Source organism: Serratia entomophila (genome assembly GCF_021462285.1).
In the GTDB taxonomy this organism is placed as follows: Bacteria; Pseudomonadota; Gammaproteobacteria; order Enterobacterales; family Enterobacteriaceae; genus Serratia; species Serratia entomophila.
In genome coordinates this window covers 2,774,490-2,798,354 of sequence record NZ_CP082787.1, presented here as the reverse complement: position 1 = coordinate 2,798,354, position 23,865 = coordinate 2,774,490, and the positions used below count along the sequence as shown (strand labels likewise).

24 protein-coding genes and 1 tRNA gene are annotated in these 23,865 nt (G+C 56.6%); 13 read left to right on the top strand and 12 right to left on the bottom strand.

Going from position 1 to position 23,865, the window contains the following annotated elements:
* Window positions 1–76: 76 nt before the first annotated feature.
* The 4 genes from tsaB to rnd all read left to right on the top strand — a co-directional run bounded on the left by tsaB (window position 77) and on the right by rnd (window position 4,575).
* The gene (tsaB, locus tag KHA73_RS13650) at window positions 77–778 is read left to right on the top strand and encodes a tRNA (adenosine(37)-N6)-threonylcarbamoyltransferase complex dimerization subunit type 1 TsaB (protein WP_234584874.1); all 702 of its coding nucleotides are present in this window, start codon (window positions 77–79) and stop codon (window positions 776–778) included.
* Between the two features lie 102 nt (window positions 779–880).
* Window positions 881–1,471 (top strand): Slp family lipoprotein, encoded by a 591-nt coding sequence (locus tag KHA73_RS13645; protein WP_234584873.1) that lies wholly within the window; start codon window positions 881–883, stop codon window positions 1,469–1,471.
* A 208-nt stretch (window positions 1,472–1,679) separates the two neighbouring features.
* Window positions 1,680–3,371 carry a long-chain-fatty-acid--CoA ligase FadD gene (gene fadD, locus KHA73_RS13640; RefSeq protein ID WP_234584872.1) on the top strand — a complete coding sequence of 564 codons (1,692 nt, stop codon included), beginning with the start codon at window positions 1,680–1,682 and terminating at the stop codon, window positions 3,369–3,371.
* An 82-nt stretch (window positions 3,372–3,453) separates the two neighbouring features.
* A complete protein-coding gene (gene rnd / locus KHA73_RS13635; RefSeq protein ID WP_234584871.1) occupies window positions 3,454–4,575 on the top strand; it encodes a ribonuclease D in 1,122 nt (373 codons plus the stop codon).
* Between the two features lie 234 nt (window positions 4,576–4,809).
* On the opposite strand, the gene minE is transcribed toward rnd, so the two are convergent.
* Genes minE through minC form a run of 3 tightly spaced genes read right to left on the bottom strand, consistent with a single transcriptional unit; the run spans window position 4,810 to window position 6,619 of the window.
* A complete protein-coding gene (minE, locus tag KHA73_RS13630; RefSeq protein WP_004932303.1) occupies window positions 4,810–5,079 on the bottom strand; it encodes a cell division topological specificity factor MinE in 270 nt (89 codons plus the stop codon).
* Between the two features lie 3 nt (window positions 5,080–5,082).
* Entirely contained in the window at window positions 5,083–5,895 is an 813-nt protein-coding gene (gene minD / locus KHA73_RS13625; protein ID WP_234584870.1) for a septum site-determining protein MinD, read from the bottom strand.
* A 25-nt stretch (window positions 5,896–5,920) separates the two neighbouring features.
* Window positions 5,921–6,619, bottom strand: coding sequence for a septum site-determining protein MinC (minC, locus tag KHA73_RS13620; RefSeq protein ID WP_234584869.1), 699 nt, complete (start codon window positions 6,617–6,619; stop codon window positions 5,921–5,923).
* Between the two features lie 135 nt (window positions 6,620–6,754).
* Between minC and KHA73_RS13615 the strand changes: the two genes are divergently transcribed.
* The 4 genes from KHA73_RS13615 (at window position 6,755) to KHA73_RS13600 (ending at window position 9,413) form a co-directional block, all read left to right on the top strand.
* The gene (locus tag KHA73_RS13615) at window positions 6,755–7,027 is read left to right on the top strand and encodes a YcgL domain-containing protein (protein ID WP_234584868.1); all 273 of its coding nucleotides are present in this window, start codon (window positions 6,755–6,757) and stop codon (window positions 7,025–7,027) included.
* Window positions 7,028–7,105: 78 nt separating this feature from the next.
* Window positions 7,106–8,083, top strand: coding sequence for a lytic murein transglycosylase (locus KHA73_RS13610; RefSeq protein WP_234591272.1), 978 nt, complete (start codon window positions 7,106–7,108; stop codon window positions 8,081–8,083).
* 102 nt (window positions 8,084–8,185) lie between these two features.
* A complete protein-coding gene (locus KHA73_RS13605; protein WP_234584866.1) occupies window positions 8,186–8,842 on the top strand; it encodes a fumarylacetoacetate hydrolase family protein in 657 nt (218 codons plus the stop codon).
* A gap of 124 nt (window positions 8,843–8,966) precedes the next feature.
* Window positions 8,967–9,413, top strand: a complete 447-nt coding sequence (locus KHA73_RS13600) for a YcgN family cysteine cluster protein (protein WP_234584865.1) — start codon at window positions 8,967–8,969, stop codon at window positions 9,411–9,413.
* Window positions 9,414–9,427: 14 nt separating this feature from the next.
* Here KHA73_RS13600 and KHA73_RS13595 read toward each other — a convergent pair whose 3' ends face one another.
* Window positions 9,428–9,589: a hypothetical protein gene (locus tag KHA73_RS13595; RefSeq protein ID WP_234584864.1), complete on the bottom strand. Its 162-nt coding sequence runs from the start codon at window positions 9,587–9,589 to the stop codon at window positions 9,428–9,430.
* 259 nt (window positions 9,590–9,848) lie between these two features.
* Here KHA73_RS13595 and KHA73_RS13590 point away from each other — a divergent pair.
* Both KHA73_RS13590 and KHA73_RS13585 read left to right on the top strand, forming a co-directional pair.
* Window positions 9,849–9,925 (top strand) — tRNA-OTHER (locus KHA73_RS13590).
* Window positions 9,926–10,074: 149 nt separating this feature from the next.
* On the top strand, window positions 10,075–11,712 hold the full coding sequence (locus KHA73_RS13585) for a cholesterol oxidase substrate-binding domain-containing protein (RefSeq protein WP_252960550.1): 1,638 nt from the start codon (window positions 10,075–10,077) through the stop codon (window positions 11,710–11,712).
* Window positions 11,713–11,786: 74 nt separating this feature from the next.
* Here KHA73_RS13585 and KHA73_RS13580 read toward each other — a convergent pair whose 3' ends face one another.
* The 3 genes from KHA73_RS13580 to nhaB all read right to left on the bottom strand — a co-directional run bounded on the left by KHA73_RS13580 (window position 11,787) and on the right by nhaB (window position 15,145).
* Complete coding sequence (locus KHA73_RS13580) at window positions 11,787–12,086, bottom strand: hypothetical protein (RefSeq protein WP_234584863.1); 300 nt, start codon at window positions 12,084–12,086, stop codon at window positions 11,787–11,789.
* Between the two features lie 840 nt (window positions 12,087–12,926).
* On the bottom strand, window positions 12,927–13,457 hold the full coding sequence (gene dsbB, locus KHA73_RS13575) for a disulfide bond formation protein DsbB (protein ID WP_234584862.1): 531 nt from the start codon (window positions 13,455–13,457) through the stop codon (window positions 12,927–12,929).
* Between the two features lie 122 nt (window positions 13,458–13,579).
* Window positions 13,580–15,145 carry a sodium/proton antiporter NhaB gene (gene nhaB / locus KHA73_RS13570; protein ID WP_234584861.1) on the bottom strand — a complete coding sequence of 522 codons (1,566 nt, stop codon included), beginning with the start codon at window positions 15,143–15,145 and terminating at the stop codon, window positions 13,580–13,582.
* Window positions 15,146–15,390: 245 nt separating this feature from the next.
* On the opposite strand from nhaB, the gene fadR reads away from it, so the two are divergent.
* Window positions 15,391–16,110 carry a fatty acid metabolism transcriptional regulator FadR gene (gene fadR, locus KHA73_RS13565; protein ID WP_234584860.1) on the top strand — a complete coding sequence of 240 codons (720 nt, stop codon included), beginning with the start codon at window positions 15,391–15,393 and terminating at the stop codon, window positions 16,108–16,110.
* Between the two features lie 57 nt (window positions 16,111–16,167).
* Here the strand turns inward: fadR and KHA73_RS13560 are convergent, their stop codons facing one another.
* The gene (locus KHA73_RS13560; protein WP_234584859.1) at window positions 16,168–17,703 is read right to left on the bottom strand and encodes a SpoVR family protein; all 1,536 of its coding nucleotides are present in this window, start codon (window positions 17,701–17,703) and stop codon (window positions 16,168–16,170) included.
* Between the two features lie 254 nt (window positions 17,704–17,957).
* Window positions 17,958–18,275 (bottom strand): antibiotic biosynthesis monooxygenase family protein, encoded by a 318-nt coding sequence (locus KHA73_RS13555; RefSeq protein WP_234584858.1) that lies wholly within the window; start codon window positions 18,273–18,275, stop codon window positions 17,958–17,960.
* A gap of 492 nt (window positions 18,276–18,767) precedes the next feature.
* On the opposite strand from KHA73_RS13555, the gene KHA73_RS13550 reads away from it, so the two are divergent.
* Together KHA73_RS13550 and dadX are read left to right on the top strand one after the other, a co-directional pair.
* A complete protein-coding gene (locus KHA73_RS13550) occupies window positions 18,768–20,072 on the top strand; it encodes a D-amino acid dehydrogenase (protein ID WP_234584857.1) in 1,305 nt (434 codons plus the stop codon).
* Between the two features lie 78 nt (window positions 20,073–20,150).
* On the top strand, window positions 20,151–21,224 hold the full coding sequence (gene dadX, locus KHA73_RS13545; RefSeq protein WP_234584856.1) for a catabolic alanine racemase DadX: 1,074 nt from the start codon (window positions 20,151–20,153) through the stop codon (window positions 21,222–21,224).
* Window positions 21,225–21,228: 4 nt separating this feature from the next.
* On the opposite strand, the gene KHA73_RS13540 is transcribed toward dadX, so the two are convergent.
* The 3 genes from KHA73_RS13540 to KHA73_RS13530 all read right to left on the bottom strand — a co-directional run bounded on the left by KHA73_RS13540 (window position 21,229) and on the right by KHA73_RS13530 (window position 23,858).
* Window positions 21,229–22,422, bottom strand: a complete 1,194-nt coding sequence (locus tag KHA73_RS13540) for a multidrug effflux MFS transporter (RefSeq protein ID WP_234584854.1) — start codon at window positions 22,420–22,422, stop codon at window positions 21,229–21,231.
* Window positions 22,423–22,498: 76 nt separating this feature from the next.
* Entirely contained in the window at window positions 22,499–23,059 is a 561-nt protein-coding gene (locus KHA73_RS13535; RefSeq protein WP_234584852.1) for a 3'-5' exonuclease, read from the bottom strand.
* Window positions 23,060–23,375: 316 nt separating this feature from the next.
* Window positions 23,376–23,858: a hypothetical protein gene (locus KHA73_RS13530; protein ID WP_234584851.1), complete on the bottom strand. Its 483-nt coding sequence runs from the start codon at window positions 23,856–23,858 to the stop codon at window positions 23,376–23,378.
* Window positions 23,859–23,865: the final 7 nt, after the last annotated feature.

Genomic DNA, 23,865 nt, shown 5'->3' with positions numbered 1-23,865 from the left:
GATGAAGGGCTTACGGGGCTGTGCTACAATGCGCGCCCTGTATGAAAACCCTGTTTTATTCCCGCCAGAGGTTGGCATGTCCACGCGAATTTTAGCGATCGATACGGCGACGGAAGCCTGTTCCGTCGCCATCTGGAATCAAGGCGAAATCCACGCCCTGTTTGAGCTGTGCCCACGCGAGCATACGCAACGTATTTTACCTATGGTGCAGCAGGTGCTGGCGGAATCCGGCCTGGCGCTTAACCAGCTCGATGCGCTGGCCTTCGGCCGCGGGCCCGGCAGCTTCACCGGCGTGCGCATCGGTATCGGCATCGCTCAGGGGTTGGCGCTTGGCGCCGATCTGCCGATGCTGGGCATTTCCACGCTGCAAACCATGGCGCAGGGCGCCTGGCGAGTCAGCGGCGCCGAACGCGTGCTGGCGGCTATTGACGCCCGTATGGGCGAAGTCTACTGGGGGCAATTCGAGCGCCATGCAGACGGCCGTTGGCTGGAAAGCGAAGGCGAAGCGGTGCTTTCACCGGCGCAGGCGTTGGAACGCGCTCAGCGTCTGCAGGGCGATTGGGCCCACGTCGGCACCGGCTGGCAAACCTACCCTGACCTGGTCAGCGGTTCCGCGCTGACCCTGCGTGACGGCCAGATGCTGCTGCCGCAGGCGGAAGACATGCTGCCGCTGGCGCTGCAGGCCTGGCAGCAGGGGGGCGCGGTGGCGGTAGAAAACGCCGAGCCGACCTACCTGCGCAACGAAGTGACCTGGAAGAAATTGCCCGGCCGCGAATAGCCGCGGCATATTGTGCTGCGGTTGATTTTGCAACGGCGGCGCAGTGCAACTTGCACGCCGAGTTGCGGTCGAAGTTACAGGTATTTCAGGAGATTGCGACCCATGTTAACCCGCACTGCAAGTAAAAGACTGTCGCTGCTGGCTATCGCCTGCGGCGCGCTGGCGTTGACCGGCTGCGTAACGGTGCCGGACGCCATCAAGGGGTCTACCGCCACGCCGGTGATGCAGTTGTCATCGGTACAGAATACGCCGAACATGTTTATCGGCGCAGAGGCGCGCTTCGGCGGCACCGTGGTGAACGTCGCCAATGAACAGGGGCGTACGGTGCTGGAAATCGCCGCGGTGCCGCTGGACTCCGGCGCTCGCCCGATGCTGGGTGAACCCTCGCGCGGCCGCCTGTTGGCCACGGTGAACGGATTCCTGGAGCCCGTCGACTTCAAAGGCCAGCTGGTGACGGTAGTCGGGTCGATTACCGGCCTGAAAGACGGCAAGATTGGCACCACGCCGTACCGCTTCGTGACGATGAACGTCACCGGTTATAAACGCTGGCATCTGGTGCAGCAGGTGATGATGCCGCCTGCGCCTATGGGGCCATGGGGCTGGCGCGGCGGCCCGTGGGGCCCTGGCTGGGGCGCCGGCTATGGCTGGTATAGCCCGGGCCCAGCGCAGGTGCAAACCATCGTTACCGAGTAGAAAACGCTTGATGTGAATAATTTTTGACAGGGCGGCTCCGGCCGCCTTTTCTTTTTGGCAAAGGGAAATGCCGGCAATTAGTGACGTACATCGCAACCTGAATAATGTTTAAAACCCGAACTGGTCTGCTGAGTTAAAATATTGTTATGGTTAGGCTGCGAGTTTAGGGGCTGCGATGATAATTAGTAATGATTTCAGGAGTAATACCTTGGATAAGGTCTGGTTAAAACGGTACCCGGCAGATGTTCCCGCAGAGATCGATGCCGATCGTTATTCATCATTGATCGAGATGTTCGAGAGCGCGGTACAGCGCTACGCCGATCAGCCCGCGTTTATCAACATGGGCGAGGTGATGACCTTCCGCAAGCTGGAGGAACGCAGCCGCGCTTTTGCGGCTTACCTGCAAAATGAACTGGGCCTGAAGAAGGGTGATCGCGTCGCGCTGATGATGCCTAACCTGCTGCAGTATCCGATCGCGCTGTTCGGCGTCTTGCGCGCCGGAATGGTGGTGGTTAACGTCAACCCGCTGTATACGCCGCGAGAGCTGGAGCACCAGCTGAACGACAGCGGCGCCAGCGCCATCGTGATCGTCTCCAATTTTGCCCATACGCTGGAAAAAGTGGTGTTCAACACCCAGGTGAAACATGTGATCCTCACGCGTATGGGCGATCAGCTCTCGGCCGCCAAAGGCACGCTGGTCAACTTTGTGGTGAAGTACATCAAGCGGCTGGTGCCAAAGTATAACCTGCCCGCGGCTATCTCGTTTCGCAGCGCGCTGCAGCGCGGCCGTCGCCTGCAGTACGTCAAACCGGACATCATCAATTCCGATCTGGCTTTCCTGCAGTACACCGGCGGCACGACCGGGGTGGCGAAAGGCGCGATGCTGACGCACCGCAACATGCAGGCCAACCTGGAGCAGGCCAAGGCCGCCTATATGCCGCTGTTCCGCGAGGGGCAAGACCTGGTAGTCACGGCGTTGCCCCTGTACCACATCTTTGCCCTGACGGTGAACTGTCTGCTGTTTATCGAACTGGGGGGCCGCAACCTGCTGATCACCAACCCGCGTGACATTCCCGGGCTGGTAAAAGAGCTGGGCAAATATCCCTTCACCGCCATGAGCGGCGTTAACACCCTGTTCAACGCGCTGTTGAATAACGAAGACTTCCATAAACTCGACTTTTCCACGCTGCGTTTCTCCGTCGGCGGCGGGATGTCGGTGCAAAAAGCGGTGGCGGACAGATGGGAAAAGGTCACCGGCAAGCACCTGCTGGAAGGTTACGGCCTGACCGAGTGTGCGCCGCTGGTGTCGGGCAATCCTTATGACCTGAAACACTACAGCGGCAGCATCGGGCTGCCGGTGCCGTCGACCGACATCCGCCTGGTGGATGACAATGGCCAGGACGTGCCCGTGGGCGAGCCGGGCGAACTGTGGGTCAAAGGGCCGCAAGTTATGTTAGGCTACTGGCAGCGGCCGGAAGCTACCGACGAAGTACTGAAAGAGGGGTGGTTGGCGACCGGGGACGTGGTTACCGTGGACGAGCAGGGTTTTGTGCGCATCGTCGACCGTAAGAAAGATATGATCCTGGTGTCCGGTTTCAACGTTTATCCGAATGAGATCGAAGATGTGGTCAGCCAGCATCCGAAAGTGCTGGAGTGTGCGGCGATTGGCGTGCCGAGTGAGGTTTCCGGCGAAGCGGTGAAAATTTGCGTGGTGAAGAAAGACGCTTCGCTGACCAAAGAAGAGTTACTGACCCATTGCCGCCGCCACCTGACTGGGTATAAAGTGCCTAAAATTGTTGAGTTCCGCGACGAGCTGCCGAAATCGAACGTCGGCAAAATTTTGCGGCGAGAATTGCGCGATGAGCAAAAATCACCGAAGCCGGCCGATGCCGCCGCCTAGGTGATGGCTTCTCGCCTTACTGATCAACAACGCCGGTGAATGCCGGCGTTGTTGTGTTTGAATCATATAAGAGAATGACGTTTTGAATTATCAGTTGATCACTACCGATGCCGGATTGCAGCAGGTCTGCGAACAGGCGAGAAAGCACGCCCAGATAGCGTTGGACACCGAGTTTGTCAGAACGCGCACCTACTACCCGCAGCTTGGCTTGATTCAGCTCTACGACGGTGAGCAGCTTTCCCTGATCGATCCTCTGCCGATCAAACAATGGCAGCCGTTTATCGAGCTGCTGGCCGACACCGACGTGGTCAAGTTCCTGCACGCCGGCAGCGAGGATCTGGAGGTGTTTCTCAACGCCTTCAAGACGCTGCCGACTCCGTTGGTTGACACTCAGATCCTGGCGGCCTTTACCGGCCGGCCGCTGTCGTGCGGTTTTGCCACGCTGGTAGCGGAGTATATGCAGGTCGAGCTGGACAAGAGCGAATCTCGTACCGACTGGCTGGCGCGCCCGCTGACGGAAAAACAGTGCGCGTATGCGGCGGCCGACGTGTTCTATCTGCTGCCGATGGCGAAACGCTTGGTGCAGGAGACCGAAGAGGCCGGCTGGACCGCCGCCGCCGCCAACGAATGCCTGCTGCTGTGCCAGCGCCGCAGTGAGACCCTGGCGCCGGAATTGGCCTACCGCGAAATCACCAATGCCTGGCAACTGCGCCCACGCCAGCTCGGGTGTTTGCAGAAGCTGGCCGAGTGGCGGCTGCGTCAGGCGCGTGAACGCGATCTGGCGGTGAATTTTGTGGTACGCGAAGAGAATCTCTGGCAGGTGGCGCGCTATATGCCGACATCGCTGGGCGAACTGGAATCGCTGGGCCTGAGCGGGCCGGAGATTCGCTACCATGGCAAAACGCTGGTGGCGCTGGTGGCGGAAGCCGCCGCGCTGGACGAATCGGCCCTGCCCAAGCCGCTGGGCAACCTGATCGACCAGCCGGGCTACAAGAAGGTGTTCAAGGATATCAAAGCGGCGATCCTGGTCGTCAGCGAGCAAAGCGGGTTGAGCAGTGAGCTGTTGGCCTCGCGCCGGCAGATAAATCAGCTGCTGAACTGGCATTGGAAACTGAAAGAAAACGACAGCCAACCGGAATTAATCAGCGGCTGGCGCGGCGATCTATTAACGGCGCCGCTGCAGGAAATCCTGAAGCATTATTAATCGCGGATAAAATTGGGGCAGGGTAAGGATACGCTGCTCTGATTATTGCTGTGAAATAACGAATGGGGTAAATAGCTGGCCAAGATTTACTTTAGACGACATTGCCGCAAGATTAATTGGGATTAGTCTCAAAGGGCAAAAAGCCATTATTTGGTGGTTTTGTCGATTAATGGCTGGATGTGCATACAGTTACCCCCTGTATAAAATATACAGGGGGTAATTAATGCGTCGCAATCATTTAGCTGCTTCTTCCGATTCCGGCAATGTCACGTTGAGCTCAAGCACCGAAATATCATCCCCTTTCTGCTCGAACTGCACGTGCAGCATTTCAGGGTCGATCTGAATGTATTTGCAAATTACCGCCAGAATATCGCGTTTCAAATCAGGCAGATACGGGGGCTCACTGTCCCCGCGACGACGCTCTGCGACGATAATTTGCAGCCGTTCCTTGGCTATATTGGCTGTCTGTTTTTTGCGGGACAGAAAGAAGTCTAATAAGGCCATGGTTTATCCCCCAAAAAGGCGTTTCAGGAAACCCTTCTTCTCTTCTTCAATGAAGCGGAATGGGCGGTCTTCTCCTAACAAGCGGCTAACGGTATCGTCATAGGCCTTACCGGCATCTGACTCGGCATCAAGGATAACAGGCTCGCCCTGGTTGGACGCGCGCAGCACGGACTGGTCTTCAGGGATCACGCCGACCAGCGGAATGCGCAGAATTTCCAATACGTCTTCCATGCTCAGCATGTCGCCACGGCTGACGCGGCCCGGGTTATAACGGGTCAGCAGCAGGTGTTCCTTGATCGGCGATTCGCCTTTCTCGGCGCGGCGAGACTTGGAGGACAGAATGCCCAGGATACGGTCAGAGTCACGTACCGAGGAGACTTCCGGGTTGGTGGTGATGATGGCTTCATCGGCGAAATACAGCGCCATCAGCGCGCCGGTTTCAATGCCGGCCGGAGAGTCGCAGACCACAAAGTCGAAATCCATCTCGCCCAAATCGTTGAGGATTTTCTCAACGCCTTCACGAGTCAGCGCGTCTTTGTCGCGCGTTTGCGAAGCCGGCAGGATATACAGGTTTTCAGTGCGTTTGTCTTTGATTAACGCCTGATTCAGCGTGGCGTCACCCTGAATAACGTTAACGAAATCGTAAACCACCCGGCGTTCACAGCCCATGATCAGGTCAAGGTTACGCAGGCCGATATCGAAATCGATCACTACGGTTTTCTTGCCTTTCTGGGCCAGGCCGGTAGCGATCGCCGCGCTTGAAGTGGTCTTGCCAACGCCCCCTTTACCCGATGTAACAACAATAATGCGTGCCATGAAATGGATTCCTTGTCAAAAGGGCTTAATTTAAAGGTTGTATGGTTAAAGCGTTATCCAACAGGCTGAGTCGTACTGCCTGCCCGACGAAGTCGGACGGGATTTGGTCGCTCAACCAGTACTGCCCTGCGATAGAGACTAGCTCAGCACCCAGGTGCGTGCAAAAAATCTGACACTGCGTATCGCCTGAAGCGCCAGCCAGTGCGCGACCGCGCATCATGCCGTAGATGTGAATATTGCCGTCGGCAATTATTTCAGCACCGGCGCTGACGCTGCTGGTCACAATCAGATCGCTGTTGCGGGCATAAATCTGTTGGCCGGAACGGACAGGGGTACTGATGATGCGCGTCTTGGCGGGGGCGTTTTCCACCACCGGGGCGGGCGCGGGCGCCGGCTCCGGTGCGGCCATTTTCTGCCCTTTGCCTTCGCTCAGCAGCGGCAGCCCAGCCCGGGCTATCGCACGCTTTTGCCGCTCATCTCTGCAACCGCTGATACCTACAACGCGCAGACCTGCTGCCGCGACAGCCTGTTGAAGTTCTTTCCAGTTCGCATCGCCGTTCAGCGTTGCTACGTTGATAACAACAGGGGCGTTCTTCAAAAAGGCGGGCGCTTGCTCCACTTTTTCCAATAACGCCTGACGTATTACCTCGGGTTCTGAATTATGCAAATGAACAACCGATAGGGTAAAACTGCTGCCTTTTAGCTCAATTGGCGATTGTGACATCTATCCTGACTCAGTCTCAGCAACTTAAATCCCCGGAATACCACTCGGGGTGCGATATTCCGATGTACTATAAGCATGTTATAGTCAGAGTTATATCCAGGCAAGACGCTGCCTCAATTAAATAGAGTTAAAAAAATGCTTTGTGTGATCTATAGAAGCTCGAAACGCGATCAAACTTATCTTTATGTCGAAAAAAAAGACGATTTCTCTCGCGTGCCGGAAGACTTGCTGAAAAGTTTCGGTACGCCGCAGTTGGCGATGATGCTGTCGCTTGATGAGCGCAAAAAACTGGCTTCGGCGGATATTGAGAAAGTGAAGCAGGCGCTGAAAGACGAAGGCTACTACCTGCAGTTCCCGCTGCCGGTGGAAAATCTGCTGAATCAACATCTGTCGGGCGACAACGAATAACCCGACGGCAAGACGCTAAACGGAGCGGAGGGCGCGATGAGAACCCCGGCAAAGATAGCGTTGGCCCTGTTGCTGACGATGGGCTGCGGCGCGAATGCGGCTCAGCCCTCCGGCGCGCAACAAACGCTCCTGGCGGCCGCCGGGCGTGATCCGGCGCAGTTTCCCGCCTACGTCGAACAGCTGAAGCGGCAGGCGCGGGCGCAAGGCATCAGCCAGGCGACAATCGATCGCGCCTTTGCCCAGGTGCACGTTATCGATCGGGTGATCAGGGCCGATCGCAACCAGCCGGAAAGCAAGATTACCCTCGACGATTATCTGCGGCGCGTAATCCCGGCGGCCAAGGTGCGCCAGGGGCGTGAGCTGGCGCGGCGCTATCATCCGCAGTTGGCGCAGGTTACCGCACGCTACCGGGTACCCGGCCGCTACATTATCGCGCTTTGGGGCATGGAAAGCGCCTTCGGCAAGATTCAGGGGCGGGAAGACGTGGTGTCGGCGTTGGCGACGCTGGCGTTCGAGGGCCGCCGCGAGGCGTTCTTCAGCCGGCAGCTGATGGCTGCGCTGAAGATTGTCGAACAGGGGCATGCCGGCGAGGGGCCGTTGAAAGGCTCTTGGGCCGGTGCTATGGGGCAATGCCAGTTTATGCCGACGTCGTTTCTGCGCTATGCGGTGGACGGCGACGGTGATGGCCGCATCGACATCTGGCATAACCGCGACGACGTATTCGCCTCCACCGCCAACTACCTGGCTACCGAGGGCTGGCAGCCGAGCGTCGGCTGGGGCCGAGAGGTGCGATTGCCGGCCGGCTTCGACAGCGCGCTGCTGGGGCTGAAAGATAGCCAGGCGCGCAGCGTCGATGCCTGGCAAAAACGCGGCGTGCGGCGTGCGGACGGCGGCGCCTTGCCGCAGGCACGCCAGCGGGGCTGGGTTATCGCACCGGATGGTATGCAGGGGCGCGCCTTTCTGGTCTATGATAATTTCCGAACTATCATGCACTGGAATAGCTCTTACTATTTTGCGATCGGTGTGGGTTTGATGGCGGACGGTATCGGGCGCTGAAAAACCGCGCAGCCGCCGGCAATGCGTCGCGGCAGACAACGTCCAGCCGCCAATAACGGGCTTAGCATGCTAAGCCCCTGCATTTTTGTAGGGAGAAGCGGTATGTATCAACATAGAGACTGGCAGGGGGCATTGCTCGATTTCCCGGTCAACAAGGTGGTCTGCGTCGGCAGCAACTACGCCGATCACATCAAGGAAATGGGCAGTGCGACCTCCGCCGAGCCGGTGGTGTTTATCAAACCGGAAACGGCGCTGTGCGATATTCGCCAACCGGTGGCGATCCCGAAAGAATACGGTTCGGTTCACCATGAGGTTGAGCTGGCGGTGCTGATTGGCACGCCGCTGAAGCAGGCTAACGAAGACCGCGTCGCGCGGGCGATCGCCGGCTACGGCGTGGCGCTCGATCTGACGCTGCGCGAGCTGCAGGCCGGTTTCAAAAAGGCCGGTCAGCCGTGGGAAAAAGCCAAGGCCTTCGACGGCTCCTGCCCGATGTCCGGGTTTATCCCAGTGGCCGAATTTGGCGATGCGCAAAACGCCGAGCTGTCGTTGACGGTCAACGATCAGCTACGCCAGCAGGGCAACACCCGCGACATGATCACTCCGATCCTGCCGCTGATCGCCTATATGAGCCGCTTCTTCACGCTGCGCGCGGGCGACATTATCCTTACCGGCACCCCACAGGGGGTTGGCCCGATGGTTTCCGGCGATATGCTGAAAGTCACCCTCAACGGCAAATCGCTGACCACCCGCGTGATTTGACCGATACTTTGCCGCCGGCATAAACGGCGGCAAAGCTTGCATCCTGCTGCTAAAGTGTCTATATAGTGCAGCCTCAAAACCTGCACGCAGGTTATCTATTCATTTACCTAAACCGGACGCTAACATGTCACAACTCCCTTTTTGGCAACAGAAAACGCTGGCGGAGATGTCAGAACAAGAGTGGGAATCGCTGTGCGACGGTTGCGGGCAATGCTGTCTGAATAAGCTGATCGACGAAGATACCGACGAGATTTATTTCACCAACGTAGCCTGCAACCAGCTCAACATCAAATCTTGCCAGTGCCGCAACTACGAGCGCCGCTTCGAGCTGGAAGAAGACTGCATCAAGCTGACGCGTGAAAACCTCACCACCTTCGACTGGTTGCCGCCAACCTGCGCTTACCGCCTGATAGGCGAGGGCAGGCCGTTATTCTCTTGGCACCCGCTGATCAGCGGCTCCAAGGCGGCCATGCACGGTGAGCGCATTACGGTGCGGCATATTGCGGTGCGCGAGAGCGAAGTGGTGGACTGGCAGGATCACATCCTCAATAAGCCGGATTGGGCACGCTAAGAAAGCGGGGCGGCTCAGCACAGCGGCGCACTGTTGTGCTGCGGCGCCGAAGGGGGATGAATTCCGGACTTCAGCTCGATCGGCTGATAACGGCGATAACCTGTGCCGCAGTTGTTGTAGGCGAGCCACACAAAAAGCATCACGATAATCAGTAATATCCATTTAGATACGCTCATGTCGCGAATTATCCCTATCCTAACGTTGCTTCCCGCTGTTTTAGGAAAAAAGCCGCCGTTCGGCGGCGAAAAATAACAGACAAGGGTTCTTTCTGTGCCGGGGCACCAACGGAAATATAGTCTCGTCGCGTCGCTCGGTAAATAATAAAGTTCTTAATAAAACTGTGCATTCAGTCATTTAAACTGCTAATCAGATAGTTCCCATTACAAATTAACTCTATCATGGTAATTTTCCCAGCAATAAATCATGCATTACATACCGCCATTAGCTCATCAGGAAGAGCAAGCGACCATTTTAGTTGTAGGTGCGGGGTTCGAGACCCCGATGGCGGTCCATATTTTTATTTTTAGGCAGGCGCAGCGGCTAATTGTTTCGGCAGTTGAAATTAAGACGATGCTGATAGTGATTGGATGAGGTAACGACAATACTTTCAAGACCTTCATGATGAAGGTGTCGATTATTAACTGTTAAGGAGTAACAGTGTATGATGAACGAATCCAATAGCCGTGCCGTTGCAACCCCCTCCTTACCGATAAAATCTTATTATTCTGATTTTACAAACTGGTCTCAGGAAACTGTAGGTCGGCATATTCTTACCTGCGCGCCGGCAAATTCAGATGAATTGCTGAAGGTGGTCAATTGGGCTTACCAAAATAACTACAAGGTGCGCCCGCTGGGTATGAAACACAATTGGTCACAGTTAACCATTGCGGGCGGCGAGAACAATGGCAACGTCTTGCTGGTAGATTTGACCAAGTCGTTAAACAAGATGACGATTATAGAAGCCAATGGAAATGGAACTTTCAAGGCGCAAACCGGCATTCTCATGGAAGACTTGCTGACCCAGCTCGAGAAAAAGAAACTGGGTTTTCTGGCTTATCCCGCCCCTGGCGATTTAACCCTGGGCGGCGTGCTGGCTATCGGCGGCCACGGTACCTGCGTGCCGGCGAAAGGCGAGACCCTGCCGACGGGCGGGAGCTTCGGTTCGCTCAGCAACAGCATTGTCTCGCTGACCGCCGTCGTGTGGGATGAGGCCGGTAAAAGCTACGTGCTGAAAACCTTCCAGCGCAACGAGCAGGATATCACCGCCTTTATGGTGCACGTGGGGCGTGCGCTGATTTATGAAGTGACGATGCAGGTGCCGCGCAATAAACGGTTGCGCTGCCAAAGCTATGTCAATATTCCCGCGACGGAGCTGTTCGCCAAAGATGCTGCCGGCAAGCGCTCGTTTAGCCACTATTTGGATCAATGTGGGCGGGCAGAGGCTATCTGGTTCCCGTTTACGGAAAACCCCTGGTTGAAAATATGGACCGAGACGCCTTCGTATCCAAACGTTTCCAAACCCGTCCATTCGCCATTCAACTATCCATTCTCTGATAACCTGCCAAAATCCATTTCAGACGTGATCAAACAGATTAACAATGGCCATCCGGAGCTGACGCCTACGTTGGGCAAGCTGCAGGCGGAATTGGTCAGCGTGGGGCTGGGCGCTACGCTGAGCTTCGATCTGTGGGGCTGGAGCAAAGACCTGCTGCTGTACGTGAAGCCCTCGACGCTGCGCGTCACGGCGAACGGCTATGCCATCCTGACCAAGCGCGCCAACGTGCAAAGCGTGTTGTACGACTTTGTGACCAAGTACAATCAGATGGTGGCGGCCTACCAAAGCAAAAATTCCTACCCGATGAACGGCCCGATCGAGATCCGGGTTACGGGGCTGGATCAGCCTGCGGAGTCCATTGTCGCCGGGGCGATGGCGCCGGCGCTTTCCGCATTGCGCCCGCACGCCGGAAAACCGGAGTGGGACGTTGCGGTTTGGCTGGACATCCTGACCATGCCGGACACGCCGGACGCCAATAAATTCTATCAGGAAATGGAAACCTGGATCTTTTCACACTTTTCTGGCGACTATGCCGCTACGCGGGTCGAGTGGAGCAAAGGTTGGGCCTATACCCCGGAAGGCACCTGGGTGAATAGCTCTGTTATCGGCAATAATATACCAACCAGTTTGGGAGCGGGGGCGCCAGGCGGCAATGACTGGAACAAGGCATCAACAATATTGAACCGTTATGATCCGCATCGGTTATTCAGTTCGCCGTTGATTGAAAGACTCTTCCCTATTTGAGTCATTGTGAACTAAAAAAGACCTCTCAACGTCCGTTGAGAGGTCTTAATAGAGGCTAAATAAATCCTAAAAAATTAGGCGCCCCATTCCCACTCGTAGTGGTAGTCGATGCGGCTCGCATCGCCACCCAATACTGAACCTACGCCAGCGATGGTTTTAAATGCGGCATAACCCAGAGAGTCCGCAAGATTATGTACGCTTCCCAAACCCACGGCGTCGAACGTTTTGCCGACGGATGAGATGAGCGTGGTATTTAATGCATCGTTGCTAATTTTTACAGCGTCAATAACAACATCTCCAGCAAAAGCCAGCGTATTGGATATCAGACCTGCGCCTGATACGTAGGCAATTTCCTGACTAGTGATTTCCTTCATGTAAAGCTCCTTTTTAAGATGTGTTGCTGTTTTACAGCAGGTTGAACGGTTAACGCCCATTCACTACGCTGGTCTTTCCCAGTGTCATTTTCTGATCGTTAAACCGATGGATGCAGAAATGCCCAGAAACCCGGCTGATTTTATAATGGTGCAACAAAATCTCGAACTCATTAATAAGAACTTTCTAATTATTGAATTTTTTATTATTTAATTTTGAGAGTTTTGTTATTGAACAATCAAATTCAATAACAGATTATTCAAGGTTGCCGCATTGTAAATTGCAGGCGCGAGTTCATTAGGGTTTTAACGATGCGAATAGCGGCGGTGTGCATTTTGTCGCAGGGCCATTGGGCCGGATCGGCCGCCAATGCAACGAAAAAAGCCCCTGCAAAGATGAGGGGCAAGACACACAACAACACCAGGGAAATCGGATTTACTAACTTGCGGTTAGTATAAGGATTTATTCAGCGAACTTCATCAGTGCGTTAATGCAATCCCGTAAGTTTTTTGTAAGCATCCATAAGTAGGGGGAGCTGACCTCGGTTCGTCGTGTTTTTCATGGCAGCCCTCTCTATTCGTGTGGCAAACTTAATGTTATGTAAATTACGTCCCGAATGGCACCCGGATACTTCTTTTTGCACAATAAGTTAGGTAATTTGGCCGCTCTCCCGTTTGATTCGAGAGTACAACAATGAAAATGATCCGGCTGTTTGCCGTCGCTGGGGCACTGATCGTGCTCGTTTATTACCTTACACATACCTGAGGTCAAATAACCTCTGAGATTTACAGCAACCCATAAAAAAACGGCGCCCAGAGGCGCCGTTTTTTATCAGCGGGCAATCAACGCCCGAATAAATCGCGGCGGCGCGGCCGAACGAACTGCGCGAGCAACACCACCAGAGCAACCAGCAGATAAGCGGCAAAGATCCCCACCAGCCACTGCGGCATTTCCAGCGTCAGGAACTGCCATTGGCGTACGGAGCAGTCGCCGGAGGCGTGGAACACCGCCGGCAGCCATTTATCCAGTGGCAGCCAGGATGGGAAGCTGACGAAGAAATCGCAGGTATTAAACGGCGATGGATGCAGCTGGATCATGGTGTGTTTCCATGCCAGCTGCACGCCTTCCCAGGCGCTGTAGATCCACAGCAGGATCGCCACGTAGCGCAGCGGAGTTTTCGGCGCAATGGCACCGACCAGCGAGGCGCCGAGAATGCCAAACAGCGCGCAGCGTTCATAGATGCACATAACACAGGGCTGCAGCAGCATAACGTGCTGGAAATAAAGTGCGACTAATTCCAGCACCAGTGCAGTCAGGGCCATGAGCAGCCAAGCACCGCGGCCCTGTGAGCAGCGGTTAAAGAATTGCAACATATATTTATTCTTCCATGCAGTAAGCAATTGAACAGGCAGTGTAAACCAATTCAATCCCGCTGCCAGCCACCTGTGCCGGATTCAGCACAAAAATAGTCGCCGGCGGCGGAGCGGGATGCAGGTCAATGGGCCGCCCCCTCTTGCTGCGGCAGCGCCAGCCAGTGCCATTGGGTCAGCAGTTCGGTAGCCGGCGCGAGGGTGAATTGCACGCACAGCAAACCGACCAAGGTCAAGACCAGGGTATAGGGCAAAGCCATCCAAACCATACGCCCGTAGGACAAGCGCACCAGCGGCGCCAGCGCCGAAGTCAGCAGGAACAAAAACGCCGCCTGGCCGTTAGGCGTGGCGACCGAGGGCAGGTTGGTGCCGGTATTGATGGCGACCGCCAGCATTTCGAACTGCTTCAGCGAAACGGCGCCGCTCTCAAAGGCAGCGCGCGCTTCATTGATGTAAACCGTGCCGACAAATACGTTGTCGGAGACCGAAGAAAGCAGGCCGTTAAACAGATAAAACAGCGTTAACTGCGAAGCCGGGGGGGCCTGCAGAACAAACTGGATCACCGGGCTGAACAGATGCTGCTCGATAATTACCGCCACCACGGTGAAGAACACCGTCAGCAGCGCGGTGAAGGGTAAGGCTTCCTGGAAAGCTTTGCCGATGGCATGCTCATCGGTCACGCCGCACAGCGAGGTGGCCAGAATAATCACCGACAGGCCGATCAGACCCACTTCCGCCAGATGAAGCGCGAGCGCCAGCACCAGCCATACGCCGATCAGCGCTTGGATCACCAGCTTAACCTGTTCCTGTTTGCTGCGGCCGGCGGTCGCTTTGCGGTCGAACTCCTTCAACACTTCACGCACGGGCTCAGGCAGTTGCGCGCCGTAGCCAAACAGACGGAAACGCTCGACAAAAAGACAGACCAGTAAGCCGCAGACCATCACCGGCAACGTCACCGGCGCCATGCGCAGGAAAAAGTCGACGAATCCCCATCCGGCGCTTTTGGCAATGATCAGGTTTTGCGGCTCGCCGACCATGGTCATCACGCCGCCCAGCGCGGTGCCGACGCCCGCATGCATCAACAGGCTGCGCAAGAAGGCGCGAAATTGCTCCAGCGTTTGCTTGCGTTCGTCGCAGGCGAAATCGCTGTCATCGCCGATATCGCCATCCGCACGGTTGGAGGTGACATTGTGATAGATCGAGTAAAATCCTGTGGCTACGCTGATGACAACCGCGACCACCGTCAGCGCATCGAGGAAGGCGGACAGCAGCGCCGCCGCCAGGCAAAAGGCCAGCGACAGCAGCATCTTGGAGCGGATATTGAGCAGCAGCTTGGTGAAGACGAACAGCAACAGCTGTTTCATAAAGTAGATGCCGGCCACCATAAAGATCAGCAGCAGCAGCACCTCCAGGTTATGGGCGATCTCATCCGCCACCTGAGCCGGGCGGGCCATGCCTATCGCCACCGCTTCGATGGCCAGCAGGCCGCCGGGCAGCAGCGGGTAACACTTTAGCGCCATCGCCAGGGTAAAGATAAATTCAATCACCAACAGCCAGCCGGCAAGGAACGGGCTGACCAGAAAGAACACCAGCGGGTTGACCAATAAGAAGACGATAATGGCCAGCTTGTACCAGCCTGGTGATTGCCCAAGGAAGTTTTTCACCAGGGCGCTGCGTAAGGTTGTTTCCATTTTCCGTCATGCATCCTTATCAATTGAGTCGTTAGCCCGTACCCTAGCAACGCCGCATGGGCAGGTGCAACCTAAGCTTGTTTCACGACGATAAATTTCTCGCGTACGGCGTTTTTGCCTATTTTTTGCCACGTTATGCACACTTTCGTTTTTTGTTTTTCGCTCACGCTATGTCATGCCATGGCGATCTGGTATGATCAGCCGACTACTATTACTGATTATCGTCGCAACGGAACGTCAAACACATGGTCATAAAGGCGCAGAGTCCTGCCGGTTTCGCGGAAGAATACATTATCGAGAGTATTTGGAATAATCGCTTCCCCCCTGGCTCTATTTTGCCCGCGGAGCGTGAGCTTTCAGAGTTGATTGGTGTCACGCGCACCACGTTACGTGAGGTTTTACAACGCCTGGCTCGCGATGGCTGGCTGACCATTCAGCATGGCAAACCGACCAAAGTAAATAATTTCTGGGAAACCTCGGGCCTCAATATTCTTGAGACCGTGGCGCGTCTCGATCATAAAAGCGTGCCGCAGCTGATCGACAACTTGCTGTCGGTGCGCACCAACATCGCCGCGATCTTTATTCGCGCCGCAGTGCGCAATCACCCGGAGCAGGCGCAGGAAGTGCTGGCGAAGGCGAGCGAGGTAGAAGACCAGGCGGACGCCTTCAACCTGCTGGACTATGAAATCTTCCGCGGTCTGGCGTTTGCCTCCGGCAACCCGATCTACGGCCTGATCTTCAATGGCCTGAAAGGGCTGTATACCCGCGTTGGCCGCTACTATTTCTCCAACCCGGAAGCGCGCAAGCTGGCGCTGACCTTCTACAGCAAGCTGTCGACCCTGTGCCACGAAAAGCTGCATGATCAGGTGATGGACACCGTGCGTAACTACGGGAAAGAAAGCGGGGCCATCTGGCAGAGCATGCAGGGCACGATGCCGAGCGATCTGACCGAGGCGCGTCGTTAATCGCTTTTGCCGATAAAAAAGGGCGCCGAATGGCGCCCTTTGTCGTTTTAACTGCGGTTACAGCGGCGCCGGCCGCGGTGGGCAGCGCTCCAGCAGTTCGACGCTGCCGTCTTCGTTCTGTTGTTCCAGGATAATATCGAAACCCCACAGGCGGTGCAGGTGCTTCAGCACTTCGCGGCGGCTTTTATCCAATGGCGCGCGTTCCTGCGGGATATAGCGCAGCGTCAGCGAACGATCGCCGCGCAGATCCACGTTCCAGATCTGAATGTTCGGCTCATGGTTGCTCAGATTATACTGTGCCGACAGCTCCTGCCGGATTGCCCGGTAGCCGGCTTCGTTATGGATGGCGGCTATCTCCAGGTAGTTGTTGCGATCGTCGTCCAACACGGTAAATAGCCGGAAATCGCGCATCACCTTGGGTGACAGGAACTGGCTGATGAAGCTTTCGTCCTTGAAGTCACGCATGGCGAAGTGCAGCGTCTCCAGCCAGTCTTTGCCGGCGATGTCCGGGAACCAATAGCGGTCCTCTTCGGTAGGCGACTGGCAGATGCGCTTGATGTCCTGGAACATGGCGAAGCCCAGCGCGTAGGGGTTAATGCCGTTGTAATACGGGCTGTTGTACGGCGGCTGGTACACCACGTTGGTATGGCTATGCAAAAATTCCAGCATAAACCGCTCGGTAACCCGGCCCTCGTCGTACAGATGGTTGAGAATGCTGTAGTGCCAGAAGGTGGCCCAACCTTCGTTCATCACCTGCGTTTGCTTCTGCGGATAAAAATACTGGCTCACCTTGCGCACGATACGCAGCACTTCACGCTGCCAGGGTTCCAGCAACGGCGCGTTTTTCTCCATAAAGTAGAGAATATTTTCCTGCGGTTCGCTCGGGTAGCGGCGGGCCTGCTCCGGCGCTTCTTCACGTTCTACCCGCGGTAAGGTCTTCCACAGCGTGTTCACCTGGCTTTGCAGATATTCTTCGCGGCTTTTTTGTCGCGCCTTCTCTTCGACCAGCGAAATTTTCTGCGGCCGTTTGTAGCGATCCACGCCGTAGTTCATCAGCGCATGGCAGGAGTCCAGCAGGCGTTCAACCTCTTCGACGCCGTAGCGTTCTTCACACTGGCTGATGTAGTGGCGGGCGAACAGCAGGTAATCGACGATCGAACTGGCGTCGGTCCAGCTGCGGAACAGATAGTTATTTTTGAAGAACGAGTTGTGCCCATAGCAGGCGTGCGCCATGACCAACGCCTGCATGGTGATGGTGTTCTCCTCCATCAGATAGGCGATGCAAGGGTTGGAATTGATCACGATTTCGTAAGCCAGGCCTTGTTGCCCGTGCTTATAGCGCTGCTCGGTTTCGATGAATTTTTTGCCGAACGACCAATGGGTATAGTTGATCGGCATGCCGACGCTGGAATAGGCGTCCATCATCTGTTCGGAGGTAATGACCTCTATCTGATGCGGGTAGGTGTCGAGCCCGTAATGCTTGGCCACGCGGTCGATATGCTCCAGGTACACCTGCAGCAGCTCGAAGGTCCAGTCCGGTCCATCGCTCAGACGTTTATCTTCCTTAACCTTTTCATGTGTTGAAGTAGTCATCAGCGCACCCTCGTTATTCACGGGCCTTGCTCAAACGGCGGGCCCTGTATCAAGCATAGCTCATATAATCTTTTAGAATTCAGTTGGGTAAGATATTCAGGCCAACTTATGGCCCGCTGTCGCCTTATTCGTCCTGAAGGGCGGCTGGCACTGCAATGCGAGGCATAAGCGGAATATGCCTCTCTTTTGCAGTATAGCCCTGCTGTAAAGCGGCGCAATCATCAAATTGGAGCGAGCCTGAGCCCTGGCGCTTGCTATGCAAACGGCCGGATTTGCAGATAATCATCCGTCACTTCCATTTCAAAAATGGTTTCGTCGGAGAGCAGCGTTGCACGCATACGCTCTCTTGCCCGCAGGTGACGCTCCTCCAGGGAAATATTGCCGGCTTTTTCCCATGTTGCGCGATCTGGCCATTGCGCGTAGCCAAGATAATTCCCTTCGGCATCAAGATGCAGGCGCGAGCCCAGGCTGCCTCGGCGCAGATAAATGCCCTGGGTTAGCGCGAGCCATGCACGGCGGAAGGCTTCTTCCTGGCCGGTTTTAACTTTGAACTGATATATCGCGATAAACATAGCGTGATTTCCTGGCTGGGCCGTATTTTCAAATTTAATGCGCATTGCCGGAACAGCGGTGCAAATAGTGCGGAGCCCAGAGCCGGCGGCATTTTTAGGCGTTTTTTTGTGAGGTTTTTCTGCTGTCGGCCGCCGCATTCTCCCTGAGTGGATATTTTGCTGTTTGGCCTTGTTTATGGTTTTTTATCCTAACTATTCGAGGCCGCCTGTTTTTATATTCTGTTAAAATCATGTTGCGTTGCAGAGCTTTTCTTGATGACAACATTGCTAGCATTGATAGCGTTCTGCGGCTGTTTTAGCGCCCTGAAGCGCCTTTTACCGCAGCTTATCGGCTTTTGTTCTGAGCTATTGCAAAAGAAAGCGCCATCAACGATAAATTAATTGTGAATGTTGTCACGTTTGATAACGAAGTTGTTGGACGGATTTTTACACTGAGTTAATTTCCTGTGAGCAGAAGATTATGCTTTGTGAAGCCTTGAGCTGGAGTCAGCGATGCGAGTGGTAATTTTAGGTAGTGGGGTGGTGGGTGTTGCCAGCGCCTGGTATTTGGCGAAGGCCGGTCATGAAGTGACGGTGATCGATCGCCAACCAGGCCCGGCGATGGAAACCAGCGCAGCGAACGCCGGGCAGATCTCGCCAGGCTACGCCGCGCCTTGGGCGGCACCCGGCGTGCCGCTGAAAGCCATCAAATGGATGTTCCAGCGCCATGCGCCGCTGGCGGTTCGCCTGGACGGCAGCAGCTTCCAGCTGAGCTGGATGTGGCAGATGCTGAAAAACTGCAACACCGAACACTACATGACCAATAAAGGCCGCATGGTGCGTCTGGCGGAATACAGCCGCGACTGCATCAAGGCGCTGCGCCAGGAAACCGGCATCCAGTACGAGGGGCGCCAGGGTGGCACCTTGCAGTTGTTCCGTACCCAACAGCAATTTGAAAATGCCGCGAAGGACATTGCGGTATTGGAAGACGCCGGTGTGCCTTACAAGCTGCTGGAAGCCGGACAACTGGCCTCCGTCGAACCGGCGTTGGCGCAGGTGGCCCACAAGCTCACCGGCGGTCTGCAATTGCCCAACGACGAAACCGGCGACTGCCAGCTGTTTACCCAGCAATTGGCGAAAATGGCCCAGCAGGCGGGGGTGACCTTCCTGTACAACCGCAGCGTTGACCGTCTGCTGGTGGAGGGCGACAAAATCGCCGGCGTACAGTGCGGCGGCGAGACATTCAAGGCGGACAGCTACGTGGTGGCTTTCGGCTCTTATTCCACCGGCCTGTTGCGTGGCCTGGTGTCGATCCCCGTTTACCCGTTGAAGGGTTACTCGTTGACTATTCCTATCACCGACGAGGCGGCGGCGCCGTTTTCTACGGTGCTGGACGAAACCTACAAAATCGCCATCACCCGTTTCGACCAACGCATTCGCGTCGGCGGCATGGCGGAGATCGTCGGCTTCAATACCCAGCTTGAGCAAAAGCGCCGTGAAACGTTGGAAATGGTGGTGCGCGATCTGTACCCGAACGGCGGCAGGGTGGAACAGGCGACGTTTTGGACCGGCCTGCGCCCAATGACGCCAGACGGCACGCCCATTGTCGGCCGCACTTCGCTGAAGAACCTGTTCCTCAATACCGGGCACGGCACCCTCGGTTGGACCATGGCCTGCGGTTCCGGGCAGTTGTTGTCCGATTTGATCTCCGGTATCACCCCGGCGATCCCTTCCGATGATTTGGCGGTAGCGCGTTACAGCGCAGGCTTTCGCCACCTGAACGCCGCCCCACTGAACGACGCGCATCCTGCACGTTAATCACTGAACTCATATGAAGGATGTCGAAGCTGCCGGCGGTTGCCGGTGGCCGGCATCCGCTGGTCTGAAGGAGAACTCATGCCCCGCCCGATAAGCGCCACGTTGCACCTTGGCGCGATTGAAAACAATTTGCAGGTGGTTCGCCGTTATGCGCAAGGAGCCAAGGTTTGGTCGGTGGTCAAGGCTAACGCCTATGGGCACGGCATCAAACGCGTCTGGCGCAGCATGGCGCAGACCGATGGCTTCGCCATGCTGGATCTCGCTGAAGCGGTATTGCTGCGTGAGGCCGGTTGGCGAGGGCCGCTCCTGCTGCTTGAAGGTTTCTTCCAGCCGCAGGACCTGGCGCTGATCGATCGTTATCGTCTGACCACGGCGGTGCATAGCGACTGGCAATTAGCGGCGATAACCGACGCCAGCCTATCGGCGCCGCTGGAGGTTTACCTGAAAGTGAACAGCGGCATGAACCGCCTGGGCTTTGCGCCAGAACGCCTGCACGATGTCTGGCAGAAGGCTCAGGGTATCGCAAACATCGCCAGCCTGACGGTGATGAGCCACTTCGCCACCGCCGACGGCCCCGAAGGGGTCAATCAACAGATGGCGACCATCGAAAGGGCGGCGGCGCAGATCCCGGCGCCGCGCTGCCTGGCCAACTCCGCCGCCACGCTGTGGCATCCGGAGACCCACGGTAACTGGGTGCGACCGGGGATTGTTCTGTATGGGGCATCGCCGAGCGGCCGCTGGAGCGACATCGCGGCCAGCGGGCTGCAGCCGGCGATGTCGTTGCGCAGTGAAATTATCGGCATCCAGCAATTGAAAGGCGGCGATCGCGTGGGCTATGGCGGCCGTTACAGCGCTACCGGCGCACAGCGCATTGGCGTGGTGGCCTGCGGTTATGCGGACGGCTATCCGCGCCACGCGCCAACCGGCACGCCGGTATGGGTGGGGGGCGTCTTGACGCGCACGCTGGGCGCGGTATCGATGGATATGCTGGCGGTAGATCTGGCGCCTTGCCCGCAGGCCGAACTGGGTACCGAGGTGGAGCTGTGGGGGCGGCGCCTGCCGGTGGACGATGTGGCCACGGCGGCAGGCACGCTGGGTTATGAACTGCTGACAGCGCTGGCGGCGCGGGTGCCGGTCGCCAGCGAGAGCTGAGCCTTTAGGCTACCTTCCTGATTTGTCCTTTAATCTGCTTGCTGCGCTGCCGCGCGTGCAGCGCCAGCAAGCAGCCCGCCAGCATCACCAGCGCCAGAGAGAGCTTGGGCTGCAACGGTAACGCCATGGCCATCAGGCCCAGCGCGGCGCCCCCGGCCATCTGCACAAACCCCACCAGCGCGGAAGCGACGCCCGCTTCGTTGGAGTAGGGCTCCAAAGCATAGCTGGTCGCCGGGCCCATCACGAACGCCAGCCCGGCGCAGGCGCTGGCCACCGGCAACATATAGGCCAGCCAGTGCGTCTGCGTCGCCGCAGGCAGCAGGGTAACGCCCAGCAGCAGGCCCAGACAGCCTAATCCCATCAGGGTACCGCCGGTCGCCAGGCAGATGGGGCGACCGACCTTATGAATAATGCGGTTGGCGAAGAAGCTGACCAACATGATCCAAAAACCATTAGCGCCGAATACCAGCGAAAATTGCAGCGGTGTCAGGCCCGCGGCACCCATCAGCACATTAGGCGCCAGCGAGACGTAGGTTAGCGCCATTCCCATGGCGCCGGAATTCACCAGGGCGAAGGATAAGAAGCGGCGGTCGCTGAGGATGCGTGCATATTGGCGAACGGGCAAGCCTTTGACCGGCACGGTGTCCGCCGGGCGGGTTTCCGGCAGGCGCAGGGCGATCAACACCAACACCAGCAGCGCATAGCCAACCAGGAACCAGAAGGGCGCGCGCCAGCCGAAGGCTTCCGCCAACAGGCCGCCGAGCAACGGCGCCAGCGCCGGAATGATATTCAGCGTGCCGTTGAGGAAACCAAAAGCGCGGGCGGCGTCATCGCCATTCATGCGATCGCGCACGCCGCTGAAGGCGACGACCGCGGTGCAGCACACCGCCACGCCCTGCAACAGGCGCGAAGCGATGAATAGCGCCGGCGTTGTCGCCAGCGCGGCCATTGCGGCGCCGATCATGTAGATGACGATGCCGGCCAACGCCACCGGCTTGCGCCCGTAGTTGTCTACCAGCGGCCCGGCGATGACCTGGCCAAGCCCCAGCACCAGAATAAACAGCGAGATGGTGGACTGGATCAGGGCTTCGCTGCTGCCAAGGCCGGCGGCGATGGCGGGGATGGTCGGCAGGTAGAGGTCGATGCCCAATGGGCCGAGCAGCACCAGGCTGAGAAGCAGAAACAGAAACTTTTGCATAACAGAAAAGGCACGTCCAAGTGACAAAGAGGGCTAGAGTAGAGACTCCTGTGGCAAATGAAAAGAGGTAAAGGATTCAGGCCGTCGAAGGTTTGCGGTAATACAGAGCGGATACCGTATCGGCCACGTAGCGTGCCTGGTGTTTGGCGTCGTCCAGCGCGCGGTGAGGTGTGCCCTCGAACGCCCGCGCTTTTTTCGGATTGAAGCCGTGCAGCTCCGCCAGAGTGATGACCGTACGCACATCCTGGGTATCCCAGAATTTCCAGGGGCAGGGCATCTCCTGTTGCTGAAAGGCGTGTTCCAGGATGGCGCAGTCAAACTCTTTGCCATTCCCCCACACCTTTACCTGCTCGGTACTGTGCATGTGGATGAAGCGGCTCAGGTTGGTCAGCACGCGCTTGAGGCTTTCGCTGCCGCCGAACGCCAGCTTGCGCGCATCATCGGACTGCTTCGCCCACCAGGCCACGGTATCCAGGCTGATGGTTCTGCCGGGCTGTTCCTTTTGGCTGTTGACCGCCGCTTCAAACTCTGCGCCCAGCTCGCCGGTTTTCGGATCGAAAAACACCGCGGCGATCGCCAGGATCACCGCGCTGGGTTTTATATCCAGAGTTTCAATATCTAACATCAGGTGATGCATCAAGATTTCCTGGCGCTGGGGGATGCCGCTATATTACTACAAACGCTGCGTCGGCGCAGGCGAAAGCGCCGACAGTGCATGACGAAGTGCGGTGAGGCGGGCTAAAATAGGCGAATCAGCCTATGATGCACTGGGCGCTATTATCAGGTTGGTTTATATCAGTGAGAACGCTAATTTTTATTTTATGCATGCTGGGGTACCTGCTGGTGCTGAGTTACCTCGGCGTATTTGTCACTGACAAGATCTGTGAGAAGTCGAACAACTACACCAAGGTGTGTCGATTGGTCGATATCTCTGAGCCGCATATCCCGGCTGTTCATCCCCAATAGTCGGTGGTGATCAACGGGGTCAGCACCGCCGCCAGGGTGGCAAGCGTGGCCCACTGTTTCCACCCCAACTGCGCCAGCCAGTCCTGGCGCAGCGGCGGCGTCGCCAACTGCCCCACCGCCACGGTGCCTGTTAGCAGCAACGTCAAAATAATGAGCACCAGCCCGCGGCTCGTCGCATCGAACTCCACGTGCAGCGCGTTGGCATAATACAGACGCATCAGGATAAAATAAGCCAGCATTAGCCAGGCGAAAACCACCTTTTTTTTCAACACCTGCCGCAGCATGAGGGCGATGAACAGGCTGTGAATCAACGAAAGGAGCGGTCTTTCAAAAGGGCGCCGGACGCACAGGTTATATACCGCCATGTAAATATTGAAGATCAATAGCGCATAGATGGCATAGATATACCAGCCGTAAATAATCTTGAGTTTCTTGCGGTTTGGCGGGGGGGATAGAGAGTCCGGTTTCATTGTTGCC